26 protein-coding genes, 1 tRNA gene and 1 riboswitch are annotated in these 23,620 nt (G+C 62.0%); of the genes, 10 read left to right on the plus strand and 17 right to left on the minus strand.

The genetic code is table 11. The annotated features are described in order from the left end of the window. Window positions 1-11: 11 nt before the first annotated feature. The gene (locus HX803_RS12780; RefSeq protein WP_178920986.1) at window positions 12-1,343 is read left to right on the plus strand and encodes an MFS transporter; all 1,332 of its coding nucleotides are present in this window, start codon (window positions 12-14) and stop codon (window positions 1,341-1,343) included. Here HX803_RS12780 and HX803_RS12785 read toward each other — a convergent pair whose 3' ends face one another. After that, complete coding sequence (locus HX803_RS12785; protein WP_178920988.1) at window positions 1,344-1,832, minus strand: DMT family transporter; 489 nt, start codon at window positions 1,830-1,832, stop codon at window positions 1,344-1,346. A gap of 68 nt (window positions 1,833-1,900) precedes the next feature. On the opposite strand from HX803_RS12785, the gene HX803_RS12790 reads away from it, so the two are divergent. The 3 genes from HX803_RS12790 to HX803_RS12800 all read left to right on the plus strand — a co-directional run bounded on the left by HX803_RS12790 (window position 1,901) and on the right by HX803_RS12800 (window position 4,292). Further along, window positions 1,901-2,830, plus strand: coding sequence for a LysR family transcriptional regulator (locus tag HX803_RS12790; RefSeq protein ID WP_178920990.1), 930 nt, complete (start codon window positions 1,901-1,903; stop codon window positions 2,828-2,830). A 172-nt stretch (window positions 2,831-3,002) separates the two neighbouring features. Continuing rightward, a complete protein-coding gene (locus HX803_RS12795) occupies window positions 3,003-3,644 on the plus strand; it encodes a LysE family translocator (RefSeq protein ID WP_176999214.1) in 642 nt (213 codons plus the stop codon). A gap of 120 nt (window positions 3,645-3,764) precedes the next feature. Further along, entirely contained in the window at window positions 3,765-4,292 is a 528-nt protein-coding gene (locus tag HX803_RS12800) for a DUF4142 domain-containing protein (RefSeq protein WP_178920992.1), read from the plus strand. Between the two features lie 54 nt (window positions 4,293-4,346). Here HX803_RS12800 and HX803_RS12805 read toward each other — a convergent pair whose 3' ends face one another. The 5 genes from HX803_RS12805 to HX803_RS12825 all read right to left on the minus strand — a co-directional run bounded on the left by HX803_RS12805 (window position 4,347) and on the right by HX803_RS12825 (window position 7,127). Beyond that, a complete protein-coding gene (locus HX803_RS12805; RefSeq protein ID WP_178920994.1) occupies window positions 4,347-4,772 on the minus strand; it encodes a low affinity iron permease family protein in 426 nt (141 codons plus the stop codon). 89 nt (window positions 4,773-4,861) lie between these two features. Continuing rightward, complete coding sequence (locus tag HX803_RS12810) at window positions 4,862-5,362, minus strand: methylated-DNA--[protein]-cysteine S-methyltransferase (RefSeq protein ID WP_178920996.1); 501 nt, start codon at window positions 5,360-5,362, stop codon at window positions 4,862-4,864. 87 nt (window positions 5,363-5,449) lie between these two features. Beyond that, complete coding sequence (locus HX803_RS12815) at window positions 5,450-5,860, minus strand: type II toxin-antitoxin system HicB family antitoxin (RefSeq protein WP_178920998.1); 411 nt, start codon at window positions 5,858-5,860, stop codon at window positions 5,450-5,452. A 22-nt stretch (window positions 5,861-5,882) separates the two neighbouring features. Next, window positions 5,883-6,065 (minus strand): type II toxin-antitoxin system HicA family toxin, encoded by a 183-nt coding sequence (locus HX803_RS12820; RefSeq protein WP_178921000.1) that lies wholly within the window; start codon window positions 6,063-6,065, stop codon window positions 5,883-5,885. 168 nt (window positions 6,066-6,233) lie between these two features. Further along, window positions 6,234-7,127, minus strand: coding sequence for a LysR family transcriptional regulator (locus HX803_RS12825; RefSeq protein WP_178921002.1), 894 nt, complete (start codon window positions 7,125-7,127; stop codon window positions 6,234-6,236). Window positions 7,128-7,222: 95 nt separating this feature from the next. On the opposite strand from HX803_RS12825, the gene HX803_RS12830 reads away from it, so the two are divergent. The 4 genes from HX803_RS12830 to HX803_RS12845 all read left to right on the plus strand — a co-directional run bounded on the left by HX803_RS12830 (window position 7,223) and on the right by HX803_RS12845 (window position 10,355). Then, window positions 7,223-8,386 (plus strand): MFS transporter, encoded by a 1,164-nt coding sequence (locus HX803_RS12830; RefSeq protein ID WP_178921003.1) that lies wholly within the window; start codon window positions 7,223-7,225, stop codon window positions 8,384-8,386. Next, window positions 8,383-9,564 carry an MFS transporter gene (locus HX803_RS12835; RefSeq protein WP_178921005.1) on the plus strand — a complete coding sequence of 394 codons (1,182 nt, stop codon included), beginning with the start codon at window positions 8,383-8,385 and terminating at the stop codon, window positions 9,562-9,564. Before HX803_RS12830 ends, HX803_RS12835 begins: the two co-directional genes overlap by 4 nt. A gap of 189 nt (window positions 9,565-9,753) precedes the next feature. Further along, window positions 9,754-10,062, plus strand: a complete 309-nt coding sequence (locus HX803_RS12840) for a hypothetical protein (protein ID WP_178921007.1) — start codon at window positions 9,754-9,756, stop codon at window positions 10,060-10,062. Further along, on the plus strand, window positions 10,062-10,355 hold the full coding sequence (locus HX803_RS12845) for a DNA-binding transcriptional regulator (RefSeq protein ID WP_178921009.1): 294 nt from the start codon (window positions 10,062-10,064) through the stop codon (window positions 10,353-10,355). The genes HX803_RS12840 and HX803_RS12845 overlap by 1 nt, the downstream gene beginning before the upstream one ends. Window positions 10,356-10,466: 111 nt before the next feature. Here the strand turns inward: HX803_RS12845 and HX803_RS12850 are convergent. The 10 genes from HX803_RS12850 to HX803_RS12895 form a co-directional block, all read right to left on the minus strand. Further along, window positions 10,467-10,540 (minus strand) — tRNA-Gly (locus HX803_RS12850). Between the two features lie 205 nt (window positions 10,541-10,745). Beyond that, a complete protein-coding gene (locus tag HX803_RS12855; RefSeq protein ID WP_178921011.1) occupies window positions 10,746-11,630 on the minus strand; it encodes an alpha/beta fold hydrolase in 885 nt (294 codons plus the stop codon). 303 nt (window positions 11,631-11,933) lie between these two features. Then, complete coding sequence (locus HX803_RS12860) at window positions 11,934-12,626, minus strand: 16S rRNA pseudouridine(516) synthase (RefSeq protein WP_178921014.1); 693 nt, start codon at window positions 12,624-12,626, stop codon at window positions 11,934-11,936. Continuing rightward, complete coding sequence (locus HX803_RS12865) at window positions 12,626-12,838, minus strand: cysteine-rich CWC family protein (RefSeq protein WP_178921016.1); 213 nt, start codon at window positions 12,836-12,838, stop codon at window positions 12,626-12,628. Before HX803_RS12865 ends, HX803_RS12860 begins: the two co-directional genes overlap by 1 nt. Window positions 12,839-12,886: 48 nt before the next feature. Further along, window positions 12,887-16,510 (minus strand): urea carboxylase, encoded by a 3,624-nt coding sequence (gene uca, locus HX803_RS12870; RefSeq protein WP_178921018.1) that lies wholly within the window; start codon window positions 16,508-16,510, stop codon window positions 12,887-12,889. 260 nt (window positions 16,511-16,770) lie between these two features. Then, a complete protein-coding gene (locus HX803_RS12875) occupies window positions 16,771-17,400 on the minus strand; it encodes an urea amidolyase associated protein UAAP2 (protein ID WP_078741260.1) in 630 nt (209 codons plus the stop codon). Window positions 17,401-17,409: 9 nt separating this feature from the next. After that, window positions 17,410-18,135, minus strand: coding sequence for an urea amidolyase associated protein UAAP1 (locus tag HX803_RS12880; RefSeq protein ID WP_178921020.1), 726 nt, complete (start codon window positions 18,133-18,135; stop codon window positions 17,410-17,412). Beyond that, window positions 18,132-18,896 carry an ABC transporter ATP-binding protein gene (locus tag HX803_RS12885; protein WP_178921022.1) on the minus strand — a complete coding sequence of 255 codons (765 nt, stop codon included), beginning with the start codon at window positions 18,894-18,896 and terminating at the stop codon, window positions 18,132-18,134. Before HX803_RS12885 ends, HX803_RS12880 begins: the two co-directional genes overlap by 4 nt. Further along, window positions 18,893-19,708: an ABC transporter permease gene (locus tag HX803_RS12890; protein ID WP_178921024.1), complete on the minus strand. Its 816-nt coding sequence runs from the start codon at window positions 19,706-19,708 to the stop codon at window positions 18,893-18,895. The genes HX803_RS12885 and HX803_RS12890 overlap by 4 nt, the downstream gene beginning before the upstream one ends. 12 nt (window positions 19,709-19,720) lie before the next feature. Beyond that, window positions 19,721-20,788 carry a putative urea ABC transporter substrate-binding protein gene (locus tag HX803_RS12895; RefSeq protein WP_178921026.1) on the minus strand — a complete coding sequence of 356 codons (1,068 nt, stop codon included), beginning with the start codon at window positions 20,786-20,788 and terminating at the stop codon, window positions 19,721-19,723. Window positions 20,789-20,848: 60 nt separating this feature from the next. Continuing rightward, window positions 20,849-20,950, minus strand: a riboswitch (guanidine-I (ykkC/yxkD leader). A 313-nt stretch (window positions 20,951-21,263) separates the two neighbouring features. Between HX803_RS12895 and HX803_RS12900 the strand changes: the two genes are divergently transcribed. Continuing rightward, window positions 21,264-21,626, plus strand: a complete 363-nt coding sequence (locus HX803_RS12900; protein WP_178921028.1) for a hypothetical protein — start codon at window positions 21,264-21,266, stop codon at window positions 21,624-21,626. Here HX803_RS12900 and HX803_RS12905 read toward each other — a convergent pair. Then, window positions 21,623-22,735 carry an enoyl-CoA hydratase/isomerase family protein gene (locus tag HX803_RS12905; RefSeq protein ID WP_178921030.1) on the minus strand — a complete coding sequence of 371 codons (1,113 nt, stop codon included), beginning with the start codon at window positions 22,733-22,735 and terminating at the stop codon, window positions 21,623-21,625. The two genes, HX803_RS12900 and HX803_RS12905, sit on opposite strands and share 4 nt — an antisense overlap. Window positions 22,736-22,871: 136 nt before the next feature. On the opposite strand from HX803_RS12905, the gene ung reads away from it, so the two are divergent. Continuing rightward, complete coding sequence (gene ung / locus HX803_RS12910; RefSeq protein WP_178921032.1) at window positions 22,872-23,564, plus strand: uracil-DNA glycosylase; 693 nt, start codon at window positions 22,872-22,874, stop codon at window positions 23,562-23,564. The last annotated feature ends 56 nt before the right edge of the window (window positions 23,565-23,620 follow it).

The following is a 23,620-nucleotide window of genomic DNA, read 5'->3' on the forward strand; positions in this document are numbered from 1 at the left end:
GGAGAGAAACCATGAGCACTAATACGTTAGAGGCCGGCGCGCGCACGGCCAATGAGATCGACGCGGAAAAAGCCCTGGTCAGCAAGGTCGCCTGGCGCCTGATGCCACTGATCATGGTGTGCTACCTGTTTGCGTTTTTTGACCGGATCAACATCAGCTTCGCCAAGTTCCAGTTGCAGGCCGACCTGAGCCTGAGCGACACCGCCTACGGTTTGGGTGCCGGGTTGTTTGTGGTGGGCTATGTGATCTTCGAAGTGCCGAGCAACATGATGCTGTACAAGGTCGGCGCCCGGCGCTGGATCGCGCGGATCATGATGTCCTGGGGCTTGGCCACGGCGGCCATGGTGTTTGTCACCGCCGAGTGGCAGTTCTACGGCTTGCGCTTCATCATCGGCGCGATGGAAGCGGGCTTTGCGCCGGGCGTGCTGTATTACCTGACGTTGTGGTTCCCTCAGCACTTTCGTGGGCGCATCACCTCGATGCTGTTCCTGGCCTCGGCCTTTGCCGGGCTGGTAGGCGCACCGTTTTCCGGCCTGGTGCTGGAGCACCTCGACGGCGTGCTGCAAATGCGTGGCTGGCACTGGTTGTTCCTGCTCGGCGGCTTGCCGTGCATCGGCCTGGGCTTCATGGTGTTGACGCTGCTCAAGGACCGCATCGAAGACGCCCATTGGCTGACATCGGCGGAGAAGGCCTTGCTGTCGAGCCGTATCGCCAAGCATGAGCCGAACTCGCACGGTGGTTCACTGCTGTCGGCGATCCGTATTCCCGGTTTCCTGATGCTCGGTTTTATCTACTTTTTGATCCAGGTGGCGTCCTACGGCCTCAACTTCTGGGCACCGCAGCTGATCCGCAGCGCGGGTACCCAGAGCCCGGTGATGATCGGTTTGCTCACGGCCATTCCCTATGTGTGCGGTGCCATCAGCATGGTGGTGATCGGGCGTTTGTCGGACGCTACCGGCGAGCGCCGCAAGTTTGTCAGCGGCCTGGTGTTGCTAGGCGCCGTGGGCTTCTTCAGTGCCGGCATCTTTGCCGACCACACCACCTTCCTGATCATCGCCCTGGGCATGTTGGGCGCGGGCATCATCGCCTCGATCCCGACCTTCTGGACCTTGCCACCCAAATTGTTGGCCGGCGCCGGTGCCGGTGCGGCGGGCGGTATTGCGGTGATCAATACCCTCGGGCAGTTCGGCGGCATCGTCAGCCCGGTGATGGTGGGGCGCATCAAGGACCTGACCGGCAGCACCACCCCGGCGCTGTACGTGATCGGCGTGTGTGCGCTGTTGGCAGCAGCCCTGTTGCTGTGGGGCTTGCCGCAAAAACTGCGCACCCTCGACAAGGGCTGATCAGCCCGCCGTTGCCAAGGCCCTGGCCGGTGTGGCGCTGAACTGAATCAACGCCACGCCGCCGATCAACAGCAACGCCCCCAACACGCGGGGCGTCGTCAGTTGGCGCTCCACCAGGCCGAACAGGCCGAAGTGATCGAGCAGCAGCGAGGCGAGAATTTGCCCGGCCATGGCCAGCGCGATAAACCCTGAGGCCCCTAGCTTGGGCAACAGCATCAATGCCAGGGAAATAAAGCACACACCGAATGCACCACCGGCCCACATCCACAGCGGCGCTTTGCTGATAAACGCCAGGCTCGGCAACGGCAGGCGCAGTGCCAGGATCACCGGCAGCAACACGATGATGCTCACCAGCAAGGAGGCCAGGGTGGCCCACAACGGATGGCCAAGCCCGCGCCCGAGGTTGGCGTTGATCGCGCTCTGAAACGGCACCACCGCGCCGGCGACCACCGCCAGCACCAGCAAACCCACCCAATGCAACGTCGTCATGTCGAATCTCCCAGAGGTTTTGCTGGACTCTAAGGTATTCGTCGCGCACATTTAAATTCCAAGTTTATATGATGAATATGCAGCTGATGAATGATCTGCGTCGCATCGACCTCAACCTGCTGGTGATCCTCGACGCCTTGCTCACCGAGCAACACGTCACCCGCGCGGCCGAACGTGTGCACCTGAGCCAGCCGGCTGTGAGCCACGCGCTGGCGCGCTTGAGGGATTTGCTGGACGACCCGCTGCTGGTCCGCCAGGGCGGCAGCCTGGTGCCCACGGCACGTGCGCTGGAGTTGGCAACTCCACTGGCCGAAGCGTTGGCCCAGGTGCAGGCACTGCTGGCGCCGAACCGGTTTGATCCGGCGTCGGCCAAGCGCCGGTTTCGGGTGGCCATGTCGGACTACAGCGCCGCGATTTTCCTGCCGGATCTGGTGCGCACATTGCGCCGCGAAGCGCCGGGTATTGACTTGCAGATTGTCCAGGCCAGCCGCGAAGGCATGGTGGATGGCGTGCTCAATGGCGACCTTGATCTGGCCGCGGGCGTGTTCCCCGACATGCCCGCTGAGCTGCGCACCACGCCCTTGTTTGAAGAGCACTACACCTGCCTGGTGGACCGCAGCAGCCTGCCGGTGGATGGCGCGCTGGACTTGGCCGCTTACCTGGCGCGGCCCCATGTGCTGCTGGAAATGCGCGGCAGCGGCACGCCGGAAATCGAGCGCGCCCTGAGTGCCATTCGTGAGCGTCGACATGTGGCGATCAGCCTGCCGCATTGGGGCGTGGCGCCACAGTTGATCCAGGGCACGGACCTGATCCTGACCGTGTCGTCCCGGGGCTTGCTCAGCATCGATCACCCGGCGCTGGTGACCGTGCCGCCGCCGTTTCATATTCCTTCGTTTGCCGTTGAACTGGCGTGGCATGCGCGGCGAGGAGGGGATTCGGGCTTGCAGTGGTTGATCGGGCAGGTGCGAGGCGTCTTGTATAACACCTCCTCACTGTAGGAGCTGGCTTGCCAGCGATTGCGCCGGGTCAGCTTGCCCACGTATTGCCTGACAGTCCCCAATCGCCGGCAAGCCGGCTCCGACAGTGGATCGGGGGTGTTTTCAGGATTGCGCTCCTCGGCAGAACGTGCAGAATCCCTTGACCTTCCAACCGTCTGTTTGAGTCGCGCCCATGACCCCATCCTTGCTGCTCGCCGTCCTTGCTTCGGGTTTTATCTACGGTATTACACCCGGCCCGGGGGTGCTGGCCGTATTCGGTATTGGCGCCGCTCGCGGCCGTCGTGCCGGTGCGGGTTTCCTGTGCGGGCACTTGCTGGGGGATGTGGTGTGGTGCAGTACCGCGCTGATCGCCATTGTGGGCGCGCGGGAAGTCGGCAGCAGTGCGTTTGATGTGCTGGGCGTGCTCAGCGGTCTGTACTTGTTCTGGCTCGGCTGGCGCGCGATCCGCACCCAGCGTCGCAGCAGCGATGCGCCTCAGGGCGCGGCCCGCCACCCGTTCTGGCACGGGATCCTGTTTGGCCTGACCAACCCCAAGGCTTACCCGGTGGCGGTGGCAACCTTCACGGCATTGCTGTCCAGCCGTGCCGAATTGCTGACCTGGGCGATGCTGCCTTCGCTGATCTTCCTGAGCTTTGTCGGCGGCCTGCTGGCCTACGCCATCCTCATCGGCGTGGTCGGTGCCCAGCGCGTGCGCACGGTGTACCAGCGTCATGAAATCCTCATCACCAAGCTCTGCGGTGTGATGTTCATCGGCTTCGCCATCAATGCCCTGGCACACGCGTTGCCGGGCCTGTTTGGAAGCAAACCCGCCTGACGGACCGACGACCGTTCGTCGCACTGGCGAGTTTTTTCTAAACCTTTGCCGCCCTGAAAATTCGAATTCAGGGCGGGGCATATTCCCCCCGCACCTATTTTTGCCCTGGAGGAACCCATCATGAGCCGCTTGGCTATCCGGTTACGCACCGCCAGTTTCGCGATGCTGCTGGGCCTCGGCGCCAGCAATGCTTTCGCCCAGTCGCCTGCCGAATTCATCGAGCAGGCTTCGGCCAAAGGTATGGCCGATATCGAAACCAGTCGCATGGCCCACGCCAAAACCTCGTCCCAGGAAATCAAGGACTACACCATCGAGGTGATCAACGAACGCACCCTGGCCAACCAGCATTTGGCGGCGATCGCCAAGAAGCTCGACTTGCCCGTGGCACCCCGGGAAAAGATCGTCGACAAGGCCGAGACCTTGATGCCTGAACTCAAGGACGGTGATTCCTTTGATGCCGCCTACACCGCCCAGCAGGTCAAGGAAAACGAAGACGCCATTGCCCTGTTCAAACAGGAAGGCGCGGCGTCGGACGTGCCAGAAATAAAAGCATTGGTGGATGAGACGCTGCCCAAGCTCGAAGAGCGTCTGCAAAAGGCCCGTGCCCTCGCATCGACCTATGGCAAAGGTCATCAAGGCGACGGTTGATCACGTCACTTGAAATGAACAACGGCGGCTGGAATCTCTCCAGCCGCCGTTTTTTTAGGCCTGGTTCAAATCAGTCTTGTTCGGCGCCGCATCATCGGCAGCCTGCCCGCAGCTGCTGTTGAGGCTCACGGTGCCGGTGTTGCCGATGCTGCGGTATTCCTGGCGCAGTTTTTCCAGCTCCTTGCGGTCCAGGCCGTCCAGGCTCAACACCGCATTCTGTGCATCCTTGGTCACCCGCAGCAGTTCGTCGATCTTGATGTGCAGGATGTCGTTGTCGCGGTTCTGCGTGTTCTGGATCAGGAACACCATCAAGAAGGTGATGATGGTGGTCGAGGTGTTGATGATCAGCTGCCAGGTGTCGTTGTAATGGAAATACGGCCCGCTCAGGCTCCACGCCAGAATCAACACCACCGCCGCGTAGAACGTACGGGGGCTGCCTGCCCAGCGGGACAGGGATTGCGACACTGCGGAGAATTTCATGACCGTAATTCCTTGAACAAGGGGGTGATGAAAGTATGGACCGCAGGGTCGCTCTGAAATTTCTTTTTACATTTAGGCCGGTGGGTGGCTCAGAACGCCCACCGCGCCTGGCCTGTACCTTCCAGCGCGAGTAGATATTGCTTGGCTTCCAGCCCTCCGGCAAACCCGGTCAGCTCGCCTGAAGCACCGATGACCCGATGGCAGGGTGCGATGATCGAGATCGGGTTGCGCCCATTGGCCGCCCCGACCGCACGTACGGCCTTCGGGTTGCCGATCTGCCGGGCGATGTCGCTGTAGCTGCGGGTTTCGCCGAAGGGAATGGTCAACAATGCCTGCCAGACCTGCTTCTGAAAGTCGGTGCCGGTGAAGTCCAATTCCAGTTCGAAATGGTTGCGCGTGCCGGCGAAGTACTCCTTCAACTGACGCTGGGTTTCCAGCAGCACCGGGCTGTCATTCACCTCGTGCAAATCACCCAGGCGAACGCGGTTGGGCCGGTCTTTTTCCCACAGGATGGCGTTGAGTTTGCCGTCGCGTGCCACCAGGGTGAGCTGGCCGACGGGGGAGGGCATGAGCGTGTAGTGGAATAGCATGGTCGGGCTCCTGGGTGAGGTGTCCTTGCAGTCTAGGGCGACGGGCACATCGGCAAACTACGTTTCTTGCGGTTGAATTCGGTCTGGTCAGTTGCCCTGCTGAAGCACCTTGAGCGCAGCCGAAGCGAGGAAGCCCGAGCGGCTTTTTTCTTCGGGGTGGTGCAGTACATATTCATCAATGCGGTTGAGCAGATAACCCGGCAGCGTGATGTTGAGCTTTTGCGCCTTGCCCAGGTACTTGGTGACATCAATGTCTACGACAGCCCAAGTACAGCCCGCGTATTGCGGGTTGGCGGCATGCAAGGTGACTTTTTGCGCGGTGGGAATCGGTGCGCCATCTTCGGCAAGGATCTCGAAGTGCCCTTCGATTGCTTCGCGAGCCATGGCCATGGCGTCATCCAAGTCGTCACCCGCCGAGTAGCAGCCAGGGATGTCGGGTACTTCCACGCCCCAGGCGTGTTCGTCGTCGCCGGTTGAAATTGCGATGGGGTAAAGCATGTCTGTTGTCCTCCAGGGACGCTCAACTCAATAGCGCCTGTTTCAAAATACTCTTGGCGGTCTTGTCCAGCAGGTCCTTCTTTGGATGAGGGATCGTCACCAGCCCCGGTTTTGTCGGGGGCTTGAAGTGGTGATGACTGCCTCGTATGCGCACCAGATACCAGCCGTCTGCAACGATGTGACCTATCAAATATCGGCTATCCACAACACCTCCTTGTGGTGTGTGTTGGTGGTGACTATAACCACTGAAAATAATTTATCAACACTCTACCTACCGGCGGTCGTTGGCCGGTATTTCGGTAGGGGGTCAATGCAGTGTATGAGCGCGCAGGAATGGCGCCGGAGAGAGGTATTGCGAGGTTTTTCGAAGGTATTAGCGGATGTGTAAGGCGTCGGTGATCACGCTGAGAAACGCATCGACTAACACACTTTTAGTCTTGGCTGGCGTCAGCACCAACAGCTGCGCACACGCATCGACCTCCAACAGCGGCCTGTACGTTACGCCCTTGTTCATCAGGCTCTGCGTGCATGCCGGCACCAATGCCACGCCTTGCCCGGCCGCCACCAGCGCAATGATCGAGGTGATCTGCCGTCCGGTCGGCCCTGGGCGCAGGGGCTGGCCGTGATGGCGGTAAAGCTGTTCGATGGACTGGTTCAGCCCCGAGCCGTAATCCGTTGGAAACAGGATCAAGGGGTAGGCACTGAGTTGCGCGAGATTGACTTCAGCGAGCTCGGCCAGCGGGCTGTCGGTGGACACTGCCGCTACCAGGCGTTCCTCGCCCAAGGATAGCGCCTGCACCTCGTTGCCCTGGGGTAGCAAGCGGCTCAAGCCAATGTCCAATCGGCCATCTGCGACCTGGGCACCCAGGCTGCCGGAGGCGCATTCCACCAGGGTCAGTTGCACGTCGGGGAAGCGCTGGGCAAACGCCTGGATGGCGTGGCTGAACAGGTCCGACAAGGCGATCGAACTGACATAGCCCAGCGACAGTTGCCCGGCCGTGCCCGCCGCCAGTTTGCCGGCAATCACCTGCGCCAGCTCCACTTGCTCCAGTACTCCGCGCGCGTAGGGCAAAAATGATCGGCCTTGCGCGGTGAGGGTTACCGTGCGGCTGGTGCGGTCAAACAGCTTGAAACCCAGCTCGGCTTCCAGCGCAGAAATCTGCCGGGTCAGCGGCGGCTGGGCCAGGTGAAGGCGAAGAGCGGCGCGGCCGAAGTGCAATTCTTCGGCGACCGTCAGAAAGTACCGCAGCTTGCGTAGGTCGAGCATCCTGGCCCCAGGGTATTGATCGGTCCGAATTCGGTATTGGTTCAGAACCTGCCCGCCATTCTATAAAGACCTCACAAAATAAAACGAGAGGTTTCATGAAACTGCGCCTGCATTGTGCCCGTCTGGCCCTGTTCCTCTGTGGCTGCGCGGCGTTTCTCAACCTCTATGCCACCCAGAGCATTCTCCAGGTGTTTGCTGCACAGTTCGATATCGGCGCCAGGGCGGCGGGGTGGAGCATCACCGTCACCACCTTGGCCGTGGCGATCACCGCGCCCTTTGTCAGCCGCCTGACCGGGCGTTTCGAGCAGCGGACGGTGATCAGCGTGGCCGCGTTGCTGCTGGCGGTTCCGGCCTTGATGACCGCCAGGGCCGGCAGCTTTACCGAGGTGCTGGTGTGGCGGTTTGTCGAAGGCATGCTGATTCCGGTGGTGTTTGCCACCAGTGTGGCCTACATCGGTGATCGCTGGAGCGGCGGCACTGTGACGGAAGTCACCAGCCTGTACGTGGCAGGCACCGTATTGGGTGGGTTTGCCGGGCGTTTCGTGACCGGTGTGATGACCGAATACGTGGGCTGGCGCGAAGCCTTTGAATTGCTGGCAGTACTGAGCCTGATGGTGGGCGGGTTCATTCAGTTCCTGTTGCCGCCCAGTCGTCCTCGGCCTGTGCAGGTCAAGGCGTCGGTTTCGAGTGTTTTTCGCAGGCCGCTGCTAGCCGCCTACGCCGTCGGTTTTTGCGTGCTGTTCTCCCAGGTTGCCGCGTTTACCTACGCAGGTCTGTACCTTGGCCTGCCGCCGTTCAACCTGGGGCCTGCCGCATTAGGCACGCTTTACATGGTGTTCCTGCTGGCGCTGATCGTGATCCCCATCGCCGGCCGTCTCAGCAAAGCGCGGCCCCATGCCGAACTGCTCGGCGTGGCCGCCGTGCTGGGCGTCGTCGGGTCAGCCCTGACCCTGGTGCCATCCCTGTGGTGCATCGTGCTGGGCCTGGCCCTCAGTTCTACGGGTGTGTTTCTGGCCCAGGCGGCGGCGAATGCCTTCACCACCGCCACTGCGCGCGACAACAAGGCCGGCGCCGTGGGCGTGTACCTGACCTGCTATTACCTGGGCGGCAGTTGCGGTGCCATCGTCCCGGCGTTGATCTGGGAGCGTTGGGGCTGGGGTGGCTGCGTGGTGCTGATCATCACCTTTCAACTGTTGACCCTGCTGATCGCCCTGACCGGCTGGAAACCCCTCAAACCTGAACCGATTCCAACACCATGACCCTGACTGCCCGCGAAACAAATACCCGCCGTCGCCACTTGATCGCCGGCTGCGGCGCCCATGCCGTGCACGATGGTCTCACCGATGTGATCTACGTGTTGCTGCCGATCTGGCAAGCGCAGTTTGCCTTGTCCTACGCTCAGATCGGGCTTTTACGCGGCGCCTATTCCGGGATGATGGCGGTGTTCCAACTGCTGGCCAGCCGAGCCGCCAGGCGCTGGGGCCGCGTGCCGTTGCTGGTGGGCGGGACTGCCCTGGCCGGGGTTGCCTACATGCTGGTCGGGCAAGCTACGGGGCTGGTCATGCTGCTACTGGCGCTGCTGTTGGGCGGCTTGGGCGCCAGCACCCAGCATCCCTTGGCCTCTTCGATGATCACCGACGCCTATGAAGACGGCGGGGGCGTGAAGCAGGCTTTGTCCCAGTACAATTTTTCCGGCGACATCGGCAAGACGTTGGTGCCCGGCCTGGTGGGCCTGCTGCTGACGGTGATCAGTTGGCGTGCCAGCGCCACGTTGCTGGGCGTGCTGGGGCTCGCATCGGCCGGGTTGCTGTGGTGGTTGATTCCCCGCCAGTCGCGCACCGCCACGGCCCCAGTGGCCGCCAAGCCTCATGTCGGAACCGGCTCCGTGACGGGCCTGCGCGCATTGATTGTCCTGGGCACCCTCGACAGCGCAGTGCGCATGGGTTTCCTCACGTTCCTGCCGTTCCTGCTGCAAACCAAAGGTGCGGGCACCGCCGGCATCGGCCTGGCCCTGACCCTGCTGTTTGTCGGCGGCGCGTTCGGCAAATTGTTCTGTGGTTACCTGGGCGCGCGCATCGGCATGATGAAGACCGTGTGGCTGACGGAAACCAGCACGGCCGTGCTGATTGTTATGGCGGTGTACCTTCCGCTGGAAGGCTTGATGCTGATGTTGCCGCCGCTCGGCCTGGTGCTCAATGGCACGTCTTCGGTGCTGTACGGCGCCGTGCCCGACCTGGCCGGCGCGGGTAAGCGGGAGCAGGCGTTTGCGCTGTTCTACACAGGCACCATCGGCGGCGGAGCGTTGGCGCCAGTGGTGTTTGGTGGCGTGGGGGATGCGCTGGGCGTGCCGGTGGCGGTGATGGTGTTGGCGGGGGTGTTGTCGGTGACGTTGCCGTTGGCGTGGGGGGTGGAGAAGGGCATAGAGATGGAAAGATGATGGAGCTTTTTCGGATTGAAAACTCAGTTCCGTCCTACGTCATGACACAGGTTGCCTGGAGGTAGAGTCTGCCCTTCATCAATCCCGGCGCATTTTTCGTATGCCTATCAATGAATGACGAGCGGCAGTTGCATGATAGGAAACGACCCGATTAAGCGTTGTGTGCGCCAATGACGTATAGGCGTGGGTATGATATTTATCGAGTCGCTCGCATTTACAGAAGACCTGGCAACGCTTTTGAGTGAGGAAAGCTACGGTGAATTACAGGCATTTCTAGCCGAAAATCCCACGGCGGGTGATGTGATTCAAGGCACCAATGGACTTAGGAAGATCCGCTGGGCTGTGCAGGGCAAGGGCGGTGGTGTCAGAGTGATCTATTACCACTTCTGCGTGGCCTATCAAATTAGATTGATTCTGATCTATCGCAAAGGCATCAAAGATGATCTATCTCCTGCAGAAAAGAGAATTCTGAGCGAGATAAACCGAAGGTGGGAGTGATGGATAAAAAGCTGTTCAACCGTCTGGTCGAAAGCATGACCCAGATGGACGAAATCGTAAGAGGTGAGTGCGCCCCCTCTCGCGAATTTTTTGTTGATGCTTTGAAGGTAAAAGAGATTCGACAAGCCACGGGACTGTCACAAGCACGGTTTGCTAAGGCGATCGATGTGCCGGTAGGGACGCTTCAAAACTGGGAGCAAGGGCGACGCGAGCCGGAGGGGCCTGCAAGGGCGTTATTACGTGCGCTCCATAATGATCCTGATCATGTACTGGCAGCCTTGAAATACAGGTAACCCTGGAATGCTGAGTTTCAGGTAGATAGAAACAAAAAAACCGGCCACCAAGGACCGGTTTTTTTATGCATCCCCCGCCAAAACCAACCTGGCGCGAGAGCAGAATCTGAGTGGAGCGGGTAGAGGGAATCGAACCCTCGTCGGAAGCTTGGGAAGCTACTGTTCTACCATTAAACTATACCCGCTCAGAGCGGCTGACTTTGTACCAGATGTTCGCCGGGATTTGAAGTTTTTCTTCAAAAATGTGTGGGTTACAGGTGCAGAGGCTGACTTGTCTGCGATACCGGCACCTCTGTGTGTCAGTCACACTTCGGTGATGCTATCGCAGGCAAGCCAGCTCCCACACAAACCTGGCCCCTGCATAACCAGGTAACTTTCCGATCGTGCCTTTCAAATGGCAAAGGCATGCTGCGTCTGGCCCTGGTGGTAGCGCAAGCGACTGGCCGGGCGCTGCGGTTTCAGGAAACCGACGACCGCGTCCCGGCTATCCCGGCACGCCGCCTTGTGCTCCATGTCCAGGAAATGCCCGGTGGCCTGGATGGTGCTGAAGCTGCTGTTGGCCACATGCTGGCCAAACAGCTTGGCGTCCTGGGCGCTGGTGTACTCGTCCCATTCACCGTTCAGGAACAGCACCGGGATGTCGATCTGCTTGGCCGCCCTGAGGTAGCACAGTCGATCGCTGTTGAGCACGTGGCTGATGTGAAAGTGCATCTGCCCATACTCATGCTCGGCCAGGCTGCTCACGTGCTTGTAGTTGAACCGCTTGAATAGCGACGGCAGGTGCTTGCCGATGGTGCTGTTGACCAGGTGGCCGACGCGGTCGCGATCGAGGTTGCCGAGGTAGTCGACCCCACGCTCCAGGTAGTCGCGCATGGGCGCGTTGATCACCGGGGAGAACGAACTGATCACCGCCTTCTCGACGCGGCGTGGCCGGTGGGCGAGGGCGACCAGGGTGGCCGCGCCGCCCCAGGAAAATGACAGCACGTGTTCAGCAGCGAAGTGGTCGATGAGTTCCAGCAGAATCTGGCCTTCGACTTCCTTCGTCAGCATCTGCTCATGGCGGTTATGGATCTTGGAGCGGCCAGCGTAGGGCTGGTCGTACAAAACCACATTGAACTGCGGGTACAGGCTTTTCACGGTTTGGGCGAAGGATGCCGTAGTGGCCATCGAGCCGTTGACCAGGATGATGGTCTTTTCAGCAGCGTCCGCGCGATAGAACTCCGTGTAAACCCGATACTGACCCTGTATATCCAACACAGCGATTTCTGGCCTCATGTCGTAAGACTCCTGGCAAGCGGGTAGGGCGCGCAGATCACTCTGCACGAGCTTTGTGACAGGTAGGCATACGCCTGGAAAAGGAGGGCCCATGTCGATCCGATGACGGCTGGCCGACGGGTGTTGTTATGGCGGGCTGTTTGCCTGAGAGGCCCGTAGATCAAGCGCGGGCGGGGCAAGGTGTTTCTTGGAGGTTATGGCGACTCGCCAGTCATCATTTGGCTGACGGTTTGATTCAAGCAGCAGACCCGGGATGTCGCAAGTCACACAAATGGGTTTTTGCCATCACCGGCCGAACGGTCATCAGACCTGTCGTATTTCGTCGTCGGTCAATGCGCGGTATTCGCCTGGTGCGAGGGCGGCGTCCAGTACCAGCGGGCCCATTTGTTCGCGGTGCAGGCCAATCACCTTGTTATCAAAGTGCCCGAACATGCGCTTCACTTGGTGATAACGGCCTTCGACAATGCTCAACCGCGCCGTGGTCGGCCCCAGCACCTCCAACTCGGCAGGCTGGGTGGTGAGATCTTCGAAGGCGAAATAGAGGCCCCCGGCAAAGGTCGCGGCGTACTCGGCGCCGATGGCCTGTTCGGTCTCCACGAGGTAGACCTTGGGCAGCTTGGTCTGGGGCTGGGTCAGGCGGCGCGACCATTGGCCGTCATTGGTGATGACCATCAGACCGGTGGTGTTGAAATCCAGACGACCGGCAATGTGCAGCTCATCCTTATCCGGCTCATCGAGCCAGTCCAGCACCGTCGGGTGTTGCGGGTCCGACGTGGCGCTCACACATCCCTGGGGTTTATGCAGCATGAAATACCGCGCTGGCTTACCCGCCTGCAGCACCTCATCGCCCACGCACACCCGGCTGAACGCGCGCACCTCATGGTGAGGATCGCTGACCTCTACACCATCCACCGTCACCCGCCGCTCCACCAGTAACAGGCGCACTTGCTTGCGATTGAAACGCGGCAGGTTGCTGAGGAACCGATCAACGCGCATTACGAGCGCTCGGCCCCACGCAACTGTGCGTCCACCTGGGCACAGCGCGGGCACAGGCACGCTTTATTGCGCAGTTCATCGGGCAACGCTTCAAGCACCGCAGGGTCGATGGTGACGCTGTAGCACCAGCACGCCTGGTCGGCCGTGCGTGGGTCGGCCAGGGTGCAATCGTTGCGGGCGCCGCAGGCCGGGCAGAGGCTGGGTGTGGTCATGGGGGGTATCGTGCAGGACGGTTCAGAGCCTGCACGATACAGCGCCGGTCAGTCCCGTTCCAGCACCACGACCCGTTGGCCGGCGCCGATGCCACTGCCCGGTTGCACCGGGATTTCCCGCACCACGCCGGCAAACGGCGCCAGCACCGGGATCTCCATTTTCATCGACTCCAGAATCACCAGCACATCCCCCGCTGAAACACGTTCACCTGCCACCACCTGAACCTGCCAGAGGTTGCCCGCGATAGGGCTGTCGATGCTGTGTTCATTGGCCTGCAACGGTGTGTCCGCAGCCTGCGGTGCCGCCAGTTCCTCGCTGTCGAAATGCGCCTGGCCGCTGGCGATCCAGCGTTCGCGTTCGGCGTTGAACGCCTGCTGCTGTTGTGTGCGGAACGCGTCAATGCCCGAGGCTTCGCGCGCCAAAAAGGCCTGGTAATCCGCCAAGTTCAATTGGCTTTGCTCGATTGCCAGGTCAAAGCGCCCCAGGGGAAAGTCACGGCGAATGCGCAGCAACTCATCGGCACTCACCGGGTAGAAGCGGATCTGGTCAAAGAAGCGCAACAACCACGGCTTGCCCTCGAACGCCGCCACTTCGCGATAGCGGTTCCACATCTGCAAGGTGCGCCCGACAAACTGGTAACCCCCCGGGCCTTCCATGCCGTACACGCACAAATAGGCGCCGCCGATGCCCACCGAGTTTTCCGCCGTCCAGGTGCGCGCCGGGTTGTACTTAGTGGTCACCAGGCGATGGCGCGGGTCCAGCGGCGTGGCCACGGGCGCGCCGAGGTAGACGTCGCCCAGGCCCATCACCAGGTAGCTGGCATCGAACACCGTGTGGCGCACTTCATCGAGATTGGCCAGGTCGTTGATGCGGCGGATGAACTCCAGGTTGCTCGGGCACCACGGCGCGTCCTTGCGCACGGTGGTCATGTATTTTTCGATGGCCAACTGGCACGCCGGGTCGTCCCACGACAGGGGTAGATGCACGATGCGCGATGGCACTTGCAGGTTTGGCGTGGCGCACACGGCGGTCCATTCGCTGGCGATCAGCGTGAGCAATTCAGCCAGGGGCAATTGCTCGGGCTGATAGTGGATTTGCAGCGAGCGGATGCCCGGCGTCAGGTCGATCACGCCGTGCAGCGCGCGGGCCTCGAGCGCTTGCATCAAGGCGTGGGCGCGGAAGCGCAGCACCAGGTCCAACTCAGGCGCGCCGATCTCCAGCAGCAGGTGGGTGTCGCCGGCAACGCGCGCGACCAGCCGGGTGCTGTCTTCACCCCTATCGAGCACCACAGGTGACTCGGTCAACTGTGGGAGCGGGCTTGCCCGCGATGGCATCACCTCGGTGTGGCTGTGGGACCGAGTCGCCTGCATCGCGGGCAAGCCCGGCTCCCACCGTTGATCCCATTCCAAGGCCAGATCCCGGGCGGTTTTGAGATCGACCGGTTCGAAGCAAATTTTATCGCCGGCCTTGAGCTGGCCCAGTTGCCAGAGGTCGGCCTCGATCACGGTGACCGGGCACACAAAACCGCCCAGGCTTGGCCCGTCCGGCCCGAGGATGACGGGCATGTCTCCGGTGAAATCCACTGCGCCGATGGCATAAGGGTTGTCATGGATATTCGACGGGTGCAGGCCGGCCTCACCGCCATCCGTGCGTGCCCACAATGGCTTGGGCCCGATCAGCCGTACGCCGGTGCGGCTGGAGTTGAAATGCACTTCCCATTGAGTGGCGAAGAAGGTGTCGATGTACGCGGGCAGGAAGTATTCCGGTGCGCCGTGGGGGCCGTAAATCACCCGGATCCTGCGCACGCCTGCCAAGGGCTCTGGGACGATCTGTTGCCCGGCGCTGGTGTCCTGCAACGGCAGCAGGTGCAGTACATCCCCGGCCCGCAAGGCGCGGCCGCCGTGCCCGCCAAACTGGCCGAGGGTGAAGGTGCTCTTGCTGCCCAGGTAGTCCGGCACCTGCAACCCGCCGCGCAGGCACAGGTAGCTGCGCGCACCGGCGCCGGCCATCGCGCCGAGGCTCAACACCGACCCGGCCGGGATCAGCAATGCGGTGTTCATCGGCACCGCTTGATCGTCCAGCAGCAGCGGGATTTCAGCCCCGGTGACGGCCACCACCGCCGCGCAATTGAAGCGCAGCAGCGGCCCGCTCATGGTGACTTCCAGCGCGGCGGCGCCTTCGCTGTTGCCCAGCAGGCGATTGCCCAGGCGCAGTGCGCGGCTGTCCATCGGGCCCGACGGCGGCACGCCCACGGCCCAATAGCCGAGGCGCCCGGGGTAGTCCTGCACGCTGGTCTGGGTACCGGCGCTAAGTACCTCGAACGTGTCGGCGGCGTAGACCAGGCCTTCCAGGCAACGCGTCCATGGCCGGCCGCTGGCGAAGGGGGCCGCGAGCAGAATCTGGCGCAGGTAGTCGCGGTTGGTTTCCACGCCGTACAACTGGCTGTCGCTGAGTGCCTGATGCAGGGCCAGGCGCGCCTGTTCGCGGGTGGGTGCCCAGGTGATGAGCTTGGCGATCATCGGGTCGAAGTAAGGCGGGATCTCGCAACCAGCCTCCACCCAGGTGTCGACCCGCAAACCCTCGGCCAGCGGAAAATCCACCTGGGTCAACAAGCCGGGGCTGGGCTGGAAATCCCGACCTGGGTCTTCCGCGTACAGGCGCGCCTGAATGGCGTGGCCCCGAGGCGTCAACGCCAGCTCGCTCAGCGGCGGCATTTCACCCGCCGCCAGCTGCACCATCCAACGTACCAGGTCTACGCCCCACACCTGTTCGGTGACGCCATGTTCCACCTGCAGGCGCGTGTTCACCTCAAGGAAATAGAAGCGCCCGTCGGCACTGTCGAAGATAAATTCCACGGTGCCGGCACTGCGGTAGTTCACCGCTTTTGCCAGGGTGATGGCGGCCGCGCACAGGGCTTCGGCCATGCCGTCAGGCAGGTTCGGTGCCGGGGTTTCTTCGAGGACTTTCTGGTTGCGCCGCTGCACCGAACAGTCGCGCACACCGAGGGCAATGACCTCGCCTGCGCCATCGCCGAACACCTGCACTTCCAGGTGGCGTGCGTGCTCGATGTACTTCTCGATAAACACACCGGCGTCGCTGAAGTTGTTCTGCCCCAGGCGCTTGACCGCCTCGAAACACTCGCTCAACTCCGTCGCGCTGCGGCACACGCGCATGCCGATCCCGCCACCGCCGGCGGTGCTCTTGAGCATCACCGGGTAGCCCACGTTGTCGGCGGCCAGCAAGGCGGTTTCAAGGTTGTCTAATAGCTCGGTGCCTTCCAGCAGTGGGATCTGATGCTGTTTGGCCAAGGCCCGCGCCGTGTGCTTGAGGCCGAACACACGCAGTTGCTCCGGCGTTGGCCCGATGAAGGCAATGCCGGCGTTTTCGCAGGCTTCGGCGAAGGCGGCGTTTTCCGAGAGAAACCCGTAGCCCGGGTGAATCGCCCGGGCACCCGTCGCCTTGGCGGTGGCGAGGATTTTCTCCACCGCCAGGTAAGTGTTCGCCGCCGCTCCTTCACCGAGGCAATAGGCTTCGTCGGCCTGCTGGATATGCAGGCTGGCCGCGTCGGCTTCGGCATACACGGCGACGCCTTTGACGTGCAGCTCGCGCAGGGTGCGCAGGATGCGGCAGGCGATGGCGCCACGGTTGGCGATCAAGACTTTTTCGAACATGGCAAAACCCTGCGGGCCGTCCCGCACAATGGGGCAAGCGCCCACGGTCGTCCGTGGCGCAAATTCCGAAAACAGTGGAGATCCAAATGTGGGAGCGGGCTTGCTCGCGAAAGCGGAGTTTCAGTCACAGATGCATTTGCTGACCCACTGCATTCGCGAGCAAGCCCGCTCCCACATTTTTGAACGTCATTGTTTTTTAAGGCACTGCCCGGCGCGGGCCTGGCACAGGGCAAACAGCCATTTACGCAACCGCTTTATCTTCAGTTCCATACCAGCAGCTCCGCAGGGGTGGGGTTGTACGCATTGCACGGGTTGTTCAACTGCGGGCAGTTGGAAATCAGCACGATCACGTCCATTTCCGCACGCAGGTCGACGTATTTTCCGGGGGCAGAAATACCGTCTTCAAAGGTCAGCCCACCGTCGGCCGTGACCGGCACGTTCATGAAGAAATTGATGTTCGGCCCAATGTCGCCTTTACCCAGCCGGCCGTCGTGGGCACAGGCGCGCAGGTAGTTGTCGCGGCAGCTGTGCATGTAGCGTTTTTCCAGGGCGTAGCGCACGGTGTTGCTCTCCTGGGCGCAGGCGCCGCCGAGGGTGTCGTGGCGCCCGCAGGTGTCGTCGACGATGGTCAGCATCGGTTGGCCGAGGTTGGAATACAGCACGCTGCCAGTGCCCAGGTACACGCTGTTCTGTCGGCGCAACGTGCGTTGCACATCGTAGCGTTCGCGCGGGTTCTTGAGGCTGTAGAACAGCGTGTCGACGGCCTGGTTGCCCTCAAGGTCGAGGATGCGCAGGGTCTGCCCGGCCTTGACCTCCATCAGCCAGGGTTCACCGGCGGGAATGGTGGCGCGGTACACGGCCGCATCCGGTTGCTTCAGTGCGATAGACATGGCAGCTCCTCAGGCGAACAAGCGGTCAGTGTTGATAAAACCGCGCTCGTTTTCCGGGCGCGAGGTGCGGCAGTGTTCTGCGACGCTGGGGTCAGCGTTCATCCAACTGAGTTTCAGAGGTTGGGGTGCGTAGTCGGGGTTGGGATCCATCGGGTGTTGCAGGGCGGTGAGCACCACCAGGGTGTCCATCGGTGCATAGAGTTCGACGTAGTCACCGGCTTTGGAATTGCCCGGCACGAAATGCAAACCGCCCTCGCTGTCCACGTTGACGCGGCTGAACAGGTTGAGGGTCATCAGCAGGTCAGATAGCCCCAGGCCCCACTTGCCCAACTCCACCAGCAAGTTGTCGGTGCCGTTGCGGAAGAAGCCGTTGCGCAGTTCCTGGTAGCGGCCCTGGCCATACTTTTCGGCGACTTCGGCGGCGCACAGCACGCCGCCAATGCTGTCACTCCAGCCGCAGGTGTCGGCGGTAATGGCAGCCAGTACGCGGCCCATGTCCGAGTACAGGCAGTGGCCCGTGGTGAGCTTGGCGGTGTGCTGGCATTTGAGGCTGTCGGGCAGGTTCAGGCGCTCGGTTTTTTCGTTGGCGTTGAGCAAGGTCAAGCTCACGTTGGCGCCACCACGCAGGTCGGTCAGGCGCAACAGCTGGCCGCGCTTGAGTACGAAGGAACGGTGGCCGCCACCGGGGAGCATTTCCTCGGCGAAGGGGGGAAACAGTGGGGTGGATTCGGTCATTTGGACGTGGCTCCAAGTTCAGCGGCGAGCGCCTTGCGGCGTTCGCTGTTCAAAGGGATGTCGTAGGTGATGCGGGCGCCATAGGCACCGGGGGCGTGCGGGTCGACGCGGACCTTGTCGAACACCAGCAGGCGGGTGCCCAGGCTGAAACCCTCGCTGAGGTCGTGGGTAACCATGAACACGGTCAGCCGGGTTTCGCGCCACAGTTCCAGCAGCAACTGGTGCATGTCTTTACGAATGCCCGGGTCGAGGGCACCGAAGGGTTCGTCCAGCAGCAAGACGCGGGGTTTCATGATCAGTGCCTGGGCGATCGCCAGGCGCTGTTGCATGCCGCCGGAGAGTTGCGCCGGGTACTTGTCGAGCGCATGGCCGAGGCCGACTTTCTGCAGCAGGATTGCGGCGTGTTCGCGGGCGTCTTGCTTGGCCTTGCCGAATAGCCGCCCGAGTAAACGTGAACGCGGCAGTTCAAGGCCGAGGGCAACGTTGTCGAGCACGCGCAAGTGCGGGAACACCGAGTAGCGCTGGAACACCACGCCTCGGCTGGCGTCCGGTTCGGCTGCGAGCGCTTTGCCGTCGAGCAGGATCTGGCCCTTGCTCGCGGTTTCCTGGCCCAGCAGCAGGCGCAGGAAGGTGGATTTGCCGCAGCCGGAGGTGCCGACCAAGGTGCAGAACTCGCCTTCGTTGACGTGCAGGTTGAGCCCTTCGAGCACCACCTGGTCGCCATAGCGCTGCCACACGTTGTTGACGCTGATAAAGCTCATGGCCGCGCTCCTTCGTACCAGGGGAACGCACGTCGGGTCAGGGCCTTGAGGCCCCAGTCCATCAGCCAGGCGAGCAGGGTGATCCACACCACGTAGGGCAAGATCACGTCCATCGCCAGGTAGCGGCGCACCAGGAAGATCCGGTAGCCCAAACCGTCGGTGGAGGCGATGGCCTCGGCGGCAATCAGGAACAACCATGCTGAGCCCAACATCAGCCGCAGCGAGATCAGCAGGCGCGGCAACAGTTGCGGCAAGACCACGCGCAGCATCAGGGTCCAAGTGGAGGCGCCGAGGGTCTGCGCTTTCACCAGCAGCTCGACGGGAATTTCCCGTGCACGCTGTTCCAAATCACGGGCCAGTGCCGGGGTGATGCCGATCACGATCAGCATCACTTTGGACAACTCCCCCAGCCCGAACACGATGAACAGAATCGGCAGGATCGCCAGTGGCGGCACCATCGACAACACCGTCAGCAACGGTGACAGCGGCGCGCCGAACAGCGGCAAGGTACCGGCCGCGATCCCCAGGCACAGGCCGGCGAGGGCGCTGATGCCCAGGCCAATGCCCAGGCGGCGCAGGCTCGACGCACTGTCTTGCCACAGCACGTACTCACCGGTGCGGGCGTCGGCGCTGAACGCCAGGCGCTTTATGGCGTCGCCCATTTGCACGGCGCCTGGCAGCAACTTGTCGTTGGGATTGTTCGCCAGTCGCTCGGCCGAGCCCACGAAGTAGGCGAACAGCAGCAGGGCGAAGGGCAGCAGCACCAACAACAGGCGGCTGGAGCGTTCCGGGTGACGGTTGATCAGGCGCATGGCCGGGTCCTCTTACAGCGTGCCGTCGGCGGCCATCTGCACGTAGCGGGGGTCGAAATGCAGCTTGAGGTTGGCGGTGTCGCCGCTGGTCACACCGTTGGCAAAGCTCATGCCCACGGCGCTGGTGTCCTTGGCGCCTTCGCCGAGCAAGCCGTGTTCAAACGAGAACTCGGCGACCTTGCGCATGGTGGCGGGCAACTGCGCGCTGGTGGCAAACGCCAGGGCTTCCTTGGGCGTGGCGAACAGCTTGGTGGTGTCCAGTTGCGCCTGGAACCCCTTGAGGTCGGTGCCAGAGGCCTTGGCCATATGCTCGAGTGCTTCGGTGCTGGCGGTGCCCTTGGCGTTCATCAGCGCGACGGTTTCGAACCAGGCGCCGGTGAGGGCCTTGCCCAAGGCCGGGTTGTCTTTGAGGACCTGGGTGTTGACCACCATCATGTCCATGATCTCGCCGGGCACTTTGCTGGAGTCGAACACCTGGGTGACGCCAGGCTTGGCCTTGATCTCGGAAAGCATCGGGTTCCAGGTGGTCACGGCTTGCACCTGGTCGGTGTTGAAGGCCGCGGCGATGTCGGCGTCGGAGGTGTTGACCACTTTCAGGTCTTTTTCCGTGAGGTCAGCCGACTCCAGGGCGCGGGCCAGCAGGTAGTGGGACACGGAGAGTTCCACCAGGTTGACGTTCATGCCCTTGAGGTCGGCCACGGTCTTGCCGGTGCCCTTGATCACCACGCCATCGTTGCCGTTGGAGAAGTCGCTGACCACCAGCGCGGTGCTGTCCACACCGCCTGCGGCAGGAATGGTCAGCGCATCCATGTTGGTCATGGTGCAGCCGTCGAACTGGCCGGCGGTGTACTGGTTGATGGATTCGACGTAGTCATTGAGCTGCACCATGTCGATCTTGATGCCGTACTTTTTGGCCCACTTGTCGAGAATGCCCTGGCTGCCGGCGTACTCCCACGGCATCCAGCCCGCATAAATGGTCCAGCACACGCTGAAGTGGTCTTTGGGGGCGGCTTGGGTTTGAACACTCAACACCGCAGCAAAGGCGGCGGCGAGCAAGGCGGGTAAACGCAGTGAGGGCATGGGGCTTCTCCAGTTGATCAAGGGCGAGCAGGAGCAACGCGGCACCGTGAACGGTGGCTTGTCTCCCGGGCTTTTATCCCGCCGTGTAACCTCAACTGGAGGTCGCCAACTCTCGGACCAGCCACTCGCCTTTGGCGAGCCGGAACCCTAGTCGGCCATTGCAAATTGTGGTGCCGCGAACCTGTTTTCAATCCTGCACGCCAGAGGCAAAGCGAGAGTCGTGCCAAGTGGCAGGCGCGCCTGTAGATCGCGGGTTTGCGCGATACACGTGAACAGGCAGGGCTGGGTGGTGCGTTGTGCTGGTGCGCGGTCGCACTGAGATGAGGCATCCGTTTCGTCTGAAACAGATGTTTCAACCTGTGTCGGAAACGCACCAGATTCAGTTTTTGATGTCAGATATTTCGTCATTCAGTGAAAGACGAATGCCGCCCTCCAGCGTCGCTGGAGGTGCTCTTCCGCGGTCCAGGAGGCCGCCATGTATCGACGATTGCTTCTCAGCGCTTTACTCGGTCTGACCCTTTCTGCCTGTGTGCCCTATTACGAGGGCGGCCAGAGCTATTACCGTTCCGAGGTCTACACCGCACCGGCGCCGGTGTATTACTACGGCGGCGGCACGGCGTATCAATACGGGCGCAGTTACTACCCGGCGCCGCGTTACTACGCGCCGCAACCGCGCTATTACTCGGCGCCGCGCTACTACCAACCGGCGCCGCGCTATTACCCAAGGCCCGATTACCGGCCCTACCCGAACCAGGGCTGGGGCAACCGCTGGGGCAATGGCGGTGGCCACAACGGCGGTGGTGGCCGTGGCGGGCACGGCGGCCATGGCGGCCGCTAAATGTCGGACAAGTCCGCCAGCGGGTGGCGACCTTCCCAGGCCTTGTGGAAGTGCGCTTGCACCACGGCGTCGGGAATCGCGTTGATGTCTGGCCAATGCCAGTGAGGCTTCTGGTCTTTATCGATCAAACGCGCCCGCACGCCCTCGGCGAACTCCGGGTGGCGGCAGCAGTTGAGGCTCAGGGTGTATTCCATCTGGAACACCTGGGCCAACGACAGGTGACGGGCGCGCTGGATCTGTTCCCATACCAGGTGCGCGGTCAGCGGGCAGCCTTCGCTCAAGGTAGTACCGGCGCGCTTGAGCAGCGGATCGGCGTGCTCCTGGAGCAGGCTCAAGGCCCGCCAAGCGCAGCGCACATCGCCCACGTCCAGCCATTCGTCGATCTGCGCCCGACGCGGTAGCCACTGGGCCTCGGGTTGCTGGCCGACGGCTTCCTGGGCCAGGGCCTTGAGCAGGCTGTTGAGCTGCATCGCGGTCTGTTCCTGCCAGTTCAGTTGCAGCAACCCTTCGATCAATTCGTCTTGTTGGTCTTCGCCCAGGAAGCGGTCGGCCAGGCCCAGGTCCAGGGCGTCTCGGCCGTTGATATGGGCGCCGGTCAAGCCGAGGAACAGGCCGAGCTTGCCGGGCAGGCGCGACAGAAACCCGCTGGCGCCCACATCCGGGTACAGGCCGATGCTGATCTCCGGCATCGCCAGGCGGCTGCTCGGCGTGACGATGCGCACCGCCGCACTTTGCAACAAGCCCATGCCACCGCCCAATACATAACCATGGCCCCAGCAGATCACGGGCTTGGGGTAAGTGTGCAAGCGATAGTCGAGACGGTATTCCGCCGCAAAGAACTGTGCGGCCAGCCCCGGCACTTCACCGGGCTGTTCACGGCAGGCCAGGGCCAGGCTGCGCACTTCGCCACCGGCGCAAAACGCCTTGGCGCCATTGCCGCGCAACAGAACGCAAACAATGTTGGGGTCTTTGGCCCAGGCGTCCAGGCGTTCGCCCAAGGCCAGGATCATGGGCAGGGACAGGGCATTCAGGGATTTTTCAGCATCCAGGCTGGCGATGCCGAGGCGGGCACCGTCGCTGCCGGTCAGCTCTTCGAAGTGCAGGTTCATCATGACCTCATTCGGGGGAGTGAAGGATCAGTATGATCCCTTCGCAGGAAAGTGGCGGTTGTGTGTCAGATCAATTGACAAGCGGGGTCGGCTTTCCTAGGGTTCGCCTCATTCTTTTTTACAAGACCATTCAAACATGACCGACGGCGACCGTATCAAACTCGAACCCAGCTGGAAGCATGCCTTGCGCGACGAGTTCGAGAAGCCCTACATGGGCGAGCTGCGCGAGTTTTTGCGCCAGGAACATGCGGCCGGCAAAGAGATCTATCCGCCGGGCCCGCTGATTTTCAATGCGCTCAACTCTACGCCGCTGAACAAGGTCAAGGTGGTGATCCTCGGCCAGGATCCGTACCACGGCCCCAGCCAGGCCCACGGCCTGTGCTTCTCGGTGCAACCGGGCGTGCCGACGCCGCCGTCATTGGTCAACATCTACAAGGAACTCAAGCGCGACCTGAACATCGACATTCCCAACCACGGCTGCCTGCAGAGCTGGGCCGACCAGGGCGTGCTGCTGCTCAACACCACCATGACCGTGGAGCGCGCCAACGCCAACGCCCACGCGGGCAAGGGCTGGCAGTTCTTTACCGACCGGATTATTGAAGTGGTCAGCGAGCATCAGCCGCACTTGGTGTTTTTGCTGTGGGGGGCCCATGCCCAGGGCAAGCAGAAGCTGGTCGACGCCACCAAGCACCTGGTGCTGACCTCGGTGCACCCGTCACCGTTGTCGGCGTATCGCGGGTTCTTGGGGTGCGGGCATTTCAGTCGCACCAACAAGTACCTTGAGCAGAATGGCGAGACGCCTATCGAATGGCGGCTGCCGCCGGCATAACGGTCATCCGTGATCGAATGTGGGAGCGAGCAAGCCCGCTCCCATATTTGAATTGT

Origin of the sequence: Pseudomonas sp. P7548 (assembly GCF_013386585.1) — a bacterium.
Classification (GTDB): domain Bacteria; phylum Pseudomonadota; class Gammaproteobacteria; order Pseudomonadales; family Pseudomonadaceae; genus Aquipseudomonas.